Consider the following 12,445-nt stretch of genomic DNA (forward strand, 5'->3'; position numbering starts at 1 on the left):
CTAATTATTTAGTAATTAATGTACCAATTTTTTCGCCCATAACGGCACGTTTAATATTGCCTTCTTCCATAATAGAGAATACATTTAATGGAATGTTATTATCCATACAGAATGAAGAAGCAGTTGAATCCATAACTTGTAGGCCTTCTTGTAACATTTGAATATGTGTTAGATGATCATATTTTACAGCATTTTTATCAATTTTTGGGTCGGCAGAATACACACCATCAACATTATTTTTACCCATTAAAATGACATCGGCCTCTACTTCAGCTGCACGTAGTGCTGCAGTTGTGTCAGTAGAGAAGTATGGATTACCAATACCAGCTGCAAAAATAACTACGCGTTTTTTCTCTAAATGTCTAATTGCGCGACGACGAATATAAGGCTCAGCAACCTGTTTCATTTCAATTGAAGTTAATACTCGTGTATCACAATCTAATTGCTCTAAACTATCTTGTAATGCCAATGCATTCATTACAGTAGCAAGCATGCCCATATAATCAGCTGTACCTCGGTCCATGCCTAAATCGCTACCTGTTTTACCTCTCCAAATATTACCGCCACCAACGATAACAGCTATTTCACAATCCATTTTAGCTACTTCAGCGACTTGTTTTGCTACACTTTTAATGATGATAGGATTGATACCAAAACCTTTTTCACCTGCAAGTGCTTCACCACTAAGTTTCAGTACTACACGTTTATATTTAGAAGTCTGCGCCATTATTTTTTCCTCTCTATGATTAATGATATGTAATATATACAAGTAAAGAAGACACTAATGGTCTTCTATAATAAAAGAATTTTATTATATAGAATTCCTTAAAGGTGTCTTCTTTCTTGTTAGAATAATGTGAACAAATTATTTCATTTGACCTTTAACTTCATCAGCAAAGTTTTCTTCGCGTTTTTCCATACCTTCGCCTACTTCATAACGTACGAAGTCAGCTAATTTACCGCCTTTAGATTTTAAGAAAGCTTCAACTGTTTGATCTGGGTCTTTAACGAAGTTTTGGTCAACAGCACAAATTTCTTGAAGATATTTACGTAAACGACCTTCAACCATTTTTTCAACGATATTTTCAGGTTTACCTTCATTTAATGCTTGTTGTTTTAATACTTCTCTTTCGTGATTAATTTCTTCGTCACTTACTTGGTCTGAAGAAACATATTTAGGATTAATTGCAGCGATGTGCATTGCTACATCTTTAGCTGCTTCTTCATCAGTAGAACCTTCAACAACAGTCAATACACCGATACGTCCACCCATGTGTAAGTATGCACCAAAAGCATCGTTATCAGATTTAGTTCTAATAGCAAAACGACGGATGCTTAATTTTTCACCGATTGTTGAGATAGCCTCTTTCATTCTTTCATCAACTGTTTGACCACTTGCTAATTTAGTTTCTAATAAAGCTTCTACTGTTTCAGCTTTACTTTCAAGGATTTGATTAGCAATTTCTTTAACTAATTCTTGGAATCCTTCGTTTCGAGCAACGAAATCAGTTTCAGAGTTAATTTCAACGATTGCTGCTTCATTACCTTTTACTTCTACATGTACTAAACCTTCAGCAGCGATTCGATCAGCTTTTTTAGCTGCTTTAGCAATACCTTTTTCACGTAAGTAGTCGATTGCTTTATCGATATCTCCATCAGTTTCAGTTAGCGCTTTTTTACAATCCATCATACCTGCGCCAGTTCTTTCACGTAATTCTTTAACAAGTTTTGCTGAAATTGCCATTAATTATTCCTCCAATATGTCTAATTGTAATAATAGATGATATTTAAATATTACCATTAAAGGTACTATTATTTCCAATACTCTATTACGATTTATTAATAATTTTTTAAATTAAGGTTATTTTAAAAATAAAATCTGATTTAAAAGTATAATTGAATATTTATCTTTTATATTTATACCCAATTTACTATCCATTTTAAATAAATATTTTAAAAAAAGGGCGATAAGCATTACATCTTATCACCCATTTAAACTATATCTTAGTTTGATTCAACAGTAGTATTTTCTTCAGTTGATTCTGCTTTTTGAGTTTCTTCACTTTCATCTAAATCGATGTTTTGTTCTGCAGCTACTTCATCGTTTGAAATACCTTGTTGACCTTCTAAGACAGCGTCAGCCATTTTACCAGTTAATAATTTAACGGCACGAATAGCATCATCATTCGCTGGGATAACATAGTCGATTTCATCAGGATCACAGTTAGTGTCAACGATACCAACGATAGGGATATTTAATTTACGTGCTTCAGCAATCGCATTGCGCTCTTTACGAGGGTCAACTACGAATAATGCTTGAGGCATAGATTTCATATCACGAATACCGCCTAAGAATTTGATTAAACGGTCATATTCTTTTTTAAGTTCAACAACTTCTTTTTTAGGTAAAACGTCAAATAAACCGTCTTCTTCCATTTTTTCAATTTCAGAAATACGTTTAATACGTTTTGAGATTGTTTTATAATTAGTTAAGATTCCACCTAACCATCTTTGGTTAACGTAGAATTGACCAGCACGTTCTGCTTCAGCTTTAACTGATTCTTGTGCTTGTTTTTTAGTACCTACGAATAAGACTTTACCGCCATCTTCAGATACTTGTTTTAAGAAGTTATAAGCTTCTTCAACTTTTTTTACTGTTTTTTGTAAGTCAATGATATAAATACCATTTCTTTCAGTAAAGATATATTTTTTCATTTTTGGGTTCCAACGGCGTGTTTGGTGACCGAAGTGAACACCGGCTTCTAGTAATTGTTTCATTGAAATTACTGCCATGTTAAATTCCTCCTATTGGTTAATTACCTCCATAGTAAACTAATATAAAGACAATACTTAAGACTGCACCCTTTATATTTACATTCACTACGTGTGTATTGGCTTTATAGCCGTCAATAATAATATCATATCTAGAATCATTACGCAACATTTTTTAACTGTGTAAAATAAAAAACTACTATCTTAATTTTAATAGCTAGATAGTAGTTTTAAAAAATATTTATTCACTTCGATTAAGTTCATCTAAGAATTTTTCTTTTTTAACTTTAATAAATGTACCTTTCATGCCAAGCGATCGTGATTCTATTACACCAGCACTTTCTAATTTACGTAACGCATTTACAATTACAGAACGTGTAATACCTACTCTATCTGCTACTTTAGATGCAATTAATAGACCTTCATTACCACCAAGTTCCTCAAAAATATGTTCAATCGCTTCTTTTTCAGAATAAGATAATGAATTGATTGCCATTGTAATAGCAGCTTTATCACGTGCTTCTTTCTCAACTTCATTATGTTTCTCACGTAAAATTTCCATACCAATAACAGTTGCAGCGTATTCGCCAAGCACTAAATCATTTTCATTAAAGTCATCTTTAACTCTTCCTAGAATCAGTGTACCTAAGCGTTCGCCTCCCCCTAAAATCGGGAAGATGGTTGTTCTACTATTAATAAATACATCTCTGTGTTCTGGAGGGAATACTGTCAAGTCTGAATCAATATCAATATTCGCTTCAGTTTGTTGAACTTGCATAAGTAGTTCAGTGTATTCACTTGGAATATGTTTACTTTCAGTCAACATATTACTAATTCGTTCACTCTTTAAAAGTTCATTTAAACTTGAACCTAAAATTTTACCTCTACGAGAAACGATGAAGACATTTGTAACAGTTACATTACTAATAGTCTGAGCAACATCTTTAAAGTCTACCGCAATGCCTTTATGTTTTTGTAATAATGTATTTAATTCTCTAGTTTTAGATAATAAGCTCATAAAATTTCTCCTTTATTTATATTATAAAATAAATGCACTTAAATCTTTGTTTGTTGAAATAGATTTCAACTTATCATCAACATACTGTGGTGTTATATCTACTACTGCATTTGGCATATTTGGTGCTTCAAAAGATAAATCTTCTAACATTTTTTCTAAAATAGTGTGTAATCGACGTGCACCAATATTGTCTGTATCTTGATTCACTTGATATGCCATTTCAGCTAATCGTGTTATCGCTTCATCAGAGAAGTTGACCGTAACTTCTTCAGTTTTTAACAGTGCTTCATACTGCTTTATAAGAGATAACTTAGGTTCAGTCAATATTCTATAGAAATCATTGACTGTTAAGCTTTCAAGTTCAACTCGAATTGGAAAACGCCCTTGTAACTCAGGAATCAAGTCACTTGGTTTAGAAACATGGAAAGCGCCAGCACCAATAAATAGCATGTGCTCAGTATTTACAGTACCATACTTAGTTTGAATCATGCTACCTTCAAGGATTGGTAATATATCTCTTTGAACACCTTGTCTTGATACATCTTGACCACTATTGGAATTGTTTGTAGCGACTTTATCAATCTCATCGATAAAGATAATTCCCATTTGTTCTGCTAATTCTAAAGCTTCTTGATTAGCAGTTTCTTGATCAATTAATTCATCTGCAAAATCATCAGTAAGAATTTTACGTGCTGTTTTTACTGGTACTTCTCTTTCTACTTTTCGTTTAGGCATCAATTGATTCATCATATCTTGCATTTGTTGATTTTGACTCGTGCCTAACATTCCTAATGCGCCAGGGTCTTGTTCAACTTTGATTCTAACTTTTTCTTCTTCTAGCTTACCTGCTAAAAGTTGTTGTCTTATTTCTGACCGTTTTGTTTTGATTTCTTCTGTAGGGGCTTCTTCTTCCTCGTCATTCTGATTAAAATTAGGAATAGCACCACCTAAAAGAGATTCAAGTGGATTATTATTTTGAGCTGCTTTTTTCTTCATACTAGGAACAAGTAATTTTACTAATTTTTCATTAGCTTTTTGTGTTGCTTCATCTTCAACTAATGATTTCTTTTGCTCTTTTACGAGTCTTACAGACACGTCCACCAAGTCTCTAACCATACTTTCTACATCACGTCCAACATATCCAACTTCAGTGAATTTTGTAGCTTCTACTTTAATGAATGGTGCACCTACGACTTTTGCCATACGGCGTGCAATTTCTGTTTTACCTACACCAGTTGGGCCAATCATTAAAATATTTTTGGGTGCAATTTCTTGCTTAGTTTCTTCATCAAGAAGACTTCTTCTGTATCTATTTCTTAACGCGATTGCTACTTTACGTTTTGCATCTTCTTGACCTACAATATATTCGTCCAATTTAGATACGATATCTTTAGGTGTTAATTTTATACCGTTTGCATCCATTTACTATTACCTCCACCTTAATGTATGTCCATATCAATTCATTTCCGTTTTGTTTATATATGTTATTTATAAAGTCTCAACAATAATATTATCATTTGTAAATACACAAATATCTGAAGCCACTTTTAAGCTTTCATATGCCATTTCTTTAGCAGTCATATGTGAAGCATGACGTTTAAGTGCTCTTCCTGCACTTAATGCATAGTTTCCTCCTGAACCAATAGCGATTAAATCATCGTCAGGCGCAATGACTTCACCTGTACCACTTACCACTAAAATACCATCTTTATCCATTACGATAAGCATGGCTTCCAGTTGACGTAATTGCTTATCTCCACGCCATTCTTGAGCAAGTTCTACAGCAGCGCGTTCTAAATTACCGCTAAATTGTTGTAATTTAGTTTCAAATTTTTCAAATAATGTAAATGCATCGGCTACGCTTCCTGCAAATCCTGCTAACACTTTACCTTCGTATAAGCGTCTTACTTTTCTAGCTGTTTGCTTCATAATTACTTGTTCACCAAGTGTAACTTGACCGTCTCCAGCCATTGCCGCTTCTCCATTGTGTCTTACAGCATATATCGTTGTAGCATGTAATGATGTCTTACTCATTTATTTACTCTCCTTTTTTGCTCGAGGATGTGCATTTAAATACACTTTGCGCAATTGTTGATTAGATACATGTGTATACTTACCAGTTGTAGAAAGGTTAACGTGTCCTAATAAAGATTGAACTGTTCTTAGGTCTGCACCTTGATTCAATAAATGTGTAGCAAATGTATGTCTTAATTTATGAGGGTGGATTTCAGTTACCCCCGCTGTACGTTTAACTACATCATTGAGAAGATATCTAATACCTCTCTCAGTAATAGGATCACCTTTCATATTAACAATTAAATAAGGATGACTTTTACCTTTAAGTGGTTTGAATTTTTCTAAATATTGTTCAATACTTTGTCTACAAAACTCTCCAAAAGGCACAAATCGTTCTTTATTTCCCTTACCCAATACCTTTACCCCTGGAAGATTCATATCTAAATCCATAACCTTTATATTCACAAGTTCTGAAACACGAATGCCTGTTGCATATAATAATTCAATTACTACTCTATCTCTTAATCCTTTTTTTGCATCGTTTGAAACAGTATTAAATAATGCTTCCATTTCTTCTTCATAAAAAAATTGAGGAAGATATTGCTCTTTCTTAGGATGTACAAGTTGTATAAAAGGATTATTTACAGATGTATCTTGAGTCATCCAGAACTCATAAAATGTTCTTAATGTTGATATTTTTCTTGATACAGTAGTACGTTTCAAATTATTGGAATATAAATAACTTAGATAATTTCTTGCATCTTTATATTCAAACGTTCTTAAATTTAAAAGTTCTTGTTCTAAAAACTGATTAAATTGAGCTAAATCGTCATGATACGCTTTTAATGTATGGTCGGAGAAATTTCTTTCAACTTTAAGCATATTCAAAAATTTCTTTTGGATTTCTTCCACTAAAAATCCCCTCCATCATATGCATTGTAGCATATAAACTGAGGGGGACTAAAATAATTAGCTATAGAATTCAAAATCTTTTGAGAATTTGTGAATAATTTAAAAATTCCTTCAAAATATTTTATTATAATTTAAATCTATAACGTTTTTTTGAAATTTTCTAAATAGTCTAGTGCACGATATGCTTGTGCTTCATAACGTTCTTTTTTATCTTTAATGCGGCGATCAAGTGACGGCAATAAACCAAAGTTAGCATTCATTGGTTGGAAGTTTTTTTCATTTTTAGCATGAGAAATATAATAAGCCATACTGCCTATCATTGTTTCTCTTGGAAAAATCACTTCTCCTTTTCCAAGTAACTTATGCGCTAAATTGATACCTGCTACAAGTCCACTTGCTGCACTTTCAACATATCCTTCCACACCTGTCATTTGTCCTGCAAATTGAATTCTATCATTATTAATTAATTCATATTTTTCATTTAAAACATCAGGTGAATTAATGAAGGTATTTCTATGCATCACACCATATCTAACAATATCAACATTTTCTAAACCTGGAATTAATTGAATGACTTCTTTTTGAGCGCCCCATTTTAAATGTGTTTGGAAGCCGACAATATTATAAAGCGTACCAGCCGCGTCATCTTGACGTAATTGCACTACTGCATATGGACGTTTACCAGTTTTAGGGTCTTCTAATCCTACTGGTTTCATTGGACCAAATAGTAATGTTTTACGACCTCTACCAGCCATCACTTCAAATGGCATACATCCTTCAAAATATTTTTCTTTTTCAAATTCATTTACAGGTGCAACTTCAGCTTCTAATACCGCATCATAAAAACGATTGAATTCTTCTTCAGTCATAGGGCAGTTTAAATATGCTGCTTCACCTTTATCATAGCGTGATTTCAAATAGACTTTATCCATATCAATTGAATCTTTTTCAATGATTGGAGCTGCTGCATCGTAGAAATATAGTTGATCTTTACCTGTAATTTCTACAATTTCTTTAGCTAAATGTTCAGTTGTTAACGGGCCTGTTGCAATGATTGTATGTCCTTCTGGAATACTGTGAATTTCTTTATTCAAAACAGTTACATTAGGATGATTTTTCAATGTATCTGTAATATAACCAGCAAAGTCATGTCTATCTACTGCTAATGCACCACCAGCTGGAACTCTAGCTTTATCAGCTGCTGCGATGATTAATGAATCTAAACGTCGCATTTCTTCTTTAAGCACACCTACACCATTTGTTAATGCATTACCACGTAGTGAATTAGAACATACTAACTCAGCAAATTTATCTGTATGATGGGCAGGCGTTTGTTTAACAGGACGCATTTCGATTAAATTCACTTTAATACCACGTTCTGCTAATTGATAAGCTGCTTCTGAACCAGCTAATCCTGCGCCTATAACATTAACAGTTTGACTCATATACATTCTCCTTTAATAAAACTCTATTTTTGTACTTCTTCTTTATAGTCACAATTAGAACAAATCACTTGAGAACTACGTCCTTTTTTATGTTGCATCAAGTAATGATTACATTTTGGACAATCTCTTCCTATTGGTTTATCCCAAGAAATAAAATCACACTCTGGATAATTCGAACAACCATAAAATAATCTATTTTTCTTAGATTTTCTCTCAACTACATCGCCATCTTTGCATTTTGGACAAGTGACACCAATAGTTTTAACAATAGCTTTTGTATTTCGACAATCTGGGAAATTCGAGCACGCCATAAATTTACCATAACGTCCCATTTTTATTACCATAGGAGCTCCACATACTTCACAATCTTCGCCGGCTGGTTCATCTTTAATTTCAACTTTTTCCATTTCTTCCTCTGCACGTGCAACATCTAATTTAAAACTACCATAGAAATTATCGATAACTTTTCTCCAACCGATATCACCTTCAGCAATTTTATCGAGCAAGGTTTCCATATTAACTGTAAATTCAACATCAATAATTTCTGGGAAGTAATCCTTCACTTGCTCATACACGATTTCTCCTAGTTCAGTTGGTACAAAACGTTTACTTTCAAGTTTAACATAATTACGTTTTTGAATTGTGTCAATCGTTGGAGCATATGTTGAAGGTCTACCAATTTTTAATTCTTCTAATGTTTTAACTAATCGTGCCTCTGTGTATCGTGGAGGTGGTTGAGTGAAATGTTGTGCCGGTTCAATTTGTGTTGCAGTTACTTTGTCACCTTGATTTAATTTTGGTAATTTATTTTCTTTATCATTATCTTTGTCATCTTTTGCTTCAACATATAATGTCATAAAGCCTTTAAATTTGATTGTTTGTCCATTTGCTCTAAATTTAATGTCATTTTGTGTTACATCTAAAGCCACAGTATCTAAAACTGCAGGAGCCATTTGACTTGCTACAAAACGTTCCCAAATTAATTTATACAAGCGATGTTGATCACGTGTTAAATATGCTTTCATTTCATCTGGTGTACGTAATGTACTTGTTGGACGAATAGCTTCATGGGCATCTTGATCCCCTTGTTTACCTTTTGTTTTACGGTTTGAAGTATACTCAGTACCATATTTCTCTTCAATATATGATTTTGCTTCATCTTTAGCAGTTTGTGAGATTCGTGTTGAATCTGTTCTCATATATGTGATTAATCCAACTGTACCTTGTCGTTTCAAATCGATACCTTCATATAATTGCTGTGCTAACATCATAGTCTTACGTGCTTTAAAATTAAGTTTACGTGCTGCTTCTTGTTGTAACGTAGACGTTGTAAATGGATTTGCAGGGTATCTCGTTTTTTCTTTTTTATTTACATTAGTGATTTCAAATTCATCACCATTTAATTCGGATGTAATTTTTTCAACATCTTTTTTTGTTTTTAATTTGTACGGTTTGTTTTTATAATGTAAGAATTTAGCAGTGAACTTTGATTTTTTATATCTAAATTCACCTTCAATTGACCAATATTCTTCTGGTTTAAAATTACGGATTTCATTTTCACGATCAATGACTAATCTTAAAGCAACTGATTGTACTCGACCAGCTGACAATCCTTTTTTTACTTTCTTCCATAGTACTGGAGAAATATTATAACCTACAAGTCTATCTAAAATACGACGCGCTTGTTGTGCATCAACTAAATTCATTTCAATACCACGAGGATGTTTAAAACTTTCTTTTACTGCATCCTTAGTGATTTCATTAAATACAACTCTATTTTCTTTTGATTCTTCAAGTTCTAAAATTTTTGATAAATGCCAAGCAATCGCTTCACCTTCGCGGTCAGGGTCACTAGCTAAGAAAACTTTTTTAGCTTTTTTCGCATATTTTTTTAAATCTTTAACAACAGGACCTTTACCTCGAATAGTTATATATTTTGGTTCATAGTTATCTTCTACGTCTACACCCATTTGACTTCTTGGTAAATCTCGTACGTGTCCCATAGAAGCAATAACTTTATATCGTTTACCTAAATATTTTTCAATGGTTTTCGCTTTTGCAGGCGACTCAACGATGACTAAATTATCTGCCAAAGTGAATTCCCCCTTGCTTTTTCAATTACTAAAGATAAATGATAAACGGTTAATTTTGTTTTTGTCAATATTTTAATCCAATATAGATATTTTTTTGTGAAATATCCTTTGAATTTTCACAATTAATTATTTATATATTTAATCGTTTAAAAAGCGATAATCATATAATATATCTTCTGCTTCTGAAACAATCATTGCACCTTCTTGAGCACGTAATAAATTTCCTCTTGTCAAAGGATTAAACATTGATCCAGGCAGTACATAAACATTTCTATTTTGATCTAAAGCACAATCTATTGTAATTTGACTACCACTTTTAATTTTAGCTTCAGTAATTAATACACCACGAGACAACCCGCTTATCAGACGATTTCTTTCAGGGAATTGATATTTGTTTATTTTTGTTAAAGGAGGATATTCACTTATGACTAAACCAGTTTCTTCAATTATATTGCGTAACTTTCGTGTTTCCTTTGGATAATGATTTAAATGACCAAAACCTAGAACTGCAATAGTTGGAAGATGATGTTTTAATGCGAATTGATGAGCTATGCTATCAGCACCTTTCGCTAAACCGGATACAATCGTTAGTGGAATATTTATAAAGTGAGGAAATAGATAATCTAGTGCACACTTAGAATAATTTGTGGCCTCACGTGAACCTACAACACCTAAAGTATACGTAGATGATAATAAATGTATATTTCCACGATAAAATAATATAAAAGGATAGTCGTAAATAGTTTTAAGCAATGAAGGATATTGAGAAGAAAATGAAGTAACATAGTTAACCTGATATCTAGAAAGTTGGGTTTGAATATAATCGTAAGAAATCTCTGTTAATTGAGTAAAACGCTTCTTTTTTAAATATAGAGATTCCCATTCATTGATCATTTCAAATTGATCATGTTCATTAACATTGAAAAATTTTGGAAATACATTGAGTAAATGATGAATATGTTGGGTCGTATACCCTATCCATCTCATTTTTAATAAAATAAAATCATTCATGAAGTAAATGTCTCCTTTTAATTTATTATACCGTGAATCATTAACAGTAAAATTTCATTTATAAGACAAATTTGATATATAAATGTAAGGAGTAATAATATTAAAAGATTATGTATACTTTTTGATTTCATAACATGTGAAAAATAGAGCGTTCAGTCATTTATAATATATTGTAGTCTACGATATATATAAGAAAAACTGCCAACAAATTTCAGTAATTGTTGACAGTTTGAATTCAATTATTAATTACATAATTGCTACTTCACTGTTAATAGTTCTTCATAAATGCCTGCTTCTTTTGCCGCTTCAATTAGTGTTGTACCAATTTCTGATGGTGTATCTGCTGTTTTAACACCACATTCATTAAGCGTTTTAATTTTTTCTGCAGCAGTTCCTTTACCACCTGAGATGATTGCACCTGCATGGCCCATACGTTTTCCTGGAGGTGCTGTTTGTCCACCAACAAAACCAACCACTGGTTTAGTCATGTTTGCTTTGACCCATTCAGCTGCTTCTTCTTCAGCAGTACCACCGATTTCGCCAATCATAACAACAGCTTTTGTTTCTTCATCTTCATTAAATGCTTTAAGTACATCGATAAAGTTTGTACCGTTAACTGGGTCCCCACCGATACCTACTGCTGTGGTTTGACCAATACCTTCTTCAGTTAATTGATGTACTGCTTCATATGTTAAAGTACCTGAACGAGAAACAACACCTACATGCCCTTTTTTATGAATATAACCTGGCATAATACCAATTTTACATTCATCTGCCGTAATTACACCAGGACAGTTCGGTCCAACTAAACGTGTTTTTCTACCCTCTAAATAACGTTTCACTTTAATCATATCAACAACTGGAATATGTTCAGTAATACAGATCACCATATCTAATTCTGCATCAGCTGCTTCTAAAATTGAATCTGCAGCAAATGGTGCTGGTACGTAAACTACTGATACGTTAGCACCTGTTTCTTTTTTAGCTTCAGCTACTGTATTATACACTGGCACGCCTTCAACAACTTGTCCACCTTTACCTGGTGTTACCCCTGCGACAATTTGTGTGCCATAATCAAGCATTTGTTTTGTATGGAAAAGGGCAGTAGACCCTGTAATACCTTGCACCATTACCTTAGTATTCTTATCTATAAATACACCCATTTTAGTGTTCCCATC

11 protein-coding genes are annotated in these 12,445 nt (G+C 32.9%); all 11 read right to left on the bottom strand.

Going from position 1 to position 12,445, the window contains the following annotated elements:
• Nucleotides 1-4: 4 nt before the first annotated feature.
• The 11 genes from pyrH to sucD all read right to left on the bottom strand — a co-directional run bounded on the left by pyrH (nucleotide 5) and on the right by sucD (nucleotide 12,430).
• Entirely contained in the window at nucleotides 5-727 is a 723-nt protein-coding gene (gene pyrH, locus NSU06_RS07465; protein WP_017174602.1) for a UMP kinase, read from the bottom strand.
• A gap of 138 nt (nucleotides 728-865) precedes the next feature.
• On the bottom strand, nucleotides 866-1,744 hold the full coding sequence (gene tsf / locus NSU06_RS07470) for a translation elongation factor Ts (RefSeq protein ID WP_017174601.1): 879 nt from the start codon (nucleotides 1,742-1,744) through the stop codon (nucleotides 866-868).
• Nucleotides 1,745-2,004: 260 nt separating this feature from the next.
• Entirely contained in the window at nucleotides 2,005-2,793 is a 789-nt protein-coding gene (rpsB, locus tag NSU06_RS07475; protein WP_002448842.1) for a 30S ribosomal protein S2, read from the bottom strand.
• 220 nt (nucleotides 2,794-3,013) lie between these two features.
• A complete protein-coding gene (gene codY / locus NSU06_RS07480) occupies nucleotides 3,014-3,790 on the bottom strand; it encodes a GTP-sensing pleiotropic transcriptional regulator CodY (RefSeq protein ID WP_017174600.1) in 777 nt (258 codons plus the stop codon).
• A 21-nt stretch (nucleotides 3,791-3,811) separates the two neighbouring features.
• Nucleotides 3,812-5,212 (bottom strand): ATP-dependent protease ATPase subunit HslU, encoded by a 1,401-nt coding sequence (hslU, locus tag NSU06_RS07485; protein ID WP_017174599.1) that lies wholly within the window; start codon nucleotides 5,210-5,212, stop codon nucleotides 3,812-3,814.
• Nucleotides 5,213-5,278: 66 nt separating this feature from the next.
• Complete coding sequence (hslV, locus tag NSU06_RS07490; RefSeq protein WP_002448739.1) at nucleotides 5,279-5,824, bottom strand: ATP-dependent protease subunit HslV; 546 nt, start codon at nucleotides 5,822-5,824, stop codon at nucleotides 5,279-5,281.
• On the bottom strand, nucleotides 5,825-6,718 hold the full coding sequence (gene xerC, locus NSU06_RS07495) for a tyrosine recombinase XerC (protein WP_017174598.1): 894 nt from the start codon (nucleotides 6,716-6,718) through the stop codon (nucleotides 5,825-5,827).
• A gap of 137 nt (nucleotides 6,719-6,855) precedes the next feature.
• Complete coding sequence (gene trmFO, locus NSU06_RS07500) at nucleotides 6,856-8,163, bottom strand: FADH(2)-oxidizing methylenetetrahydrofolate--tRNA-(uracil(54)-C(5))-methyltransferase TrmFO (protein WP_002455420.1); 1,308 nt, start codon at nucleotides 8,161-8,163, stop codon at nucleotides 6,856-6,858.
• Between the two features lie 23 nt (nucleotides 8,164-8,186).
• On the bottom strand, nucleotides 8,187-10,256 hold the full coding sequence (gene topA, locus NSU06_RS07505) for a type I DNA topoisomerase (protein WP_017174596.1): 2,070 nt from the start codon (nucleotides 10,254-10,256) through the stop codon (nucleotides 8,187-8,189).
• A 138-nt stretch (nucleotides 10,257-10,394) separates the two neighbouring features.
• Complete coding sequence (gene dprA, locus NSU06_RS07510; RefSeq protein WP_049434046.1) at nucleotides 10,395-11,267, bottom strand: DNA-processing protein DprA; 873 nt, start codon at nucleotides 11,265-11,267, stop codon at nucleotides 10,395-10,397.
• Between the two features lie 257 nt (nucleotides 11,268-11,524).
• Complete coding sequence (sucD, locus tag NSU06_RS07515; RefSeq protein WP_037540990.1) at nucleotides 11,525-12,430, bottom strand: succinate--CoA ligase subunit alpha; 906 nt, start codon at nucleotides 12,428-12,430, stop codon at nucleotides 11,525-11,527.
• Nucleotides 12,431-12,445: the final 15 nt, after the last annotated feature.

The sequence above is a fragment of the Staphylococcus sp. FSL W8-1270 genome, assembly GCF_038007165.1.
Taxonomy (GTDB): domain Bacteria; phylum Bacillota; class Bacilli; order Staphylococcales; family Staphylococcaceae; genus Staphylococcus; species Staphylococcus hominis.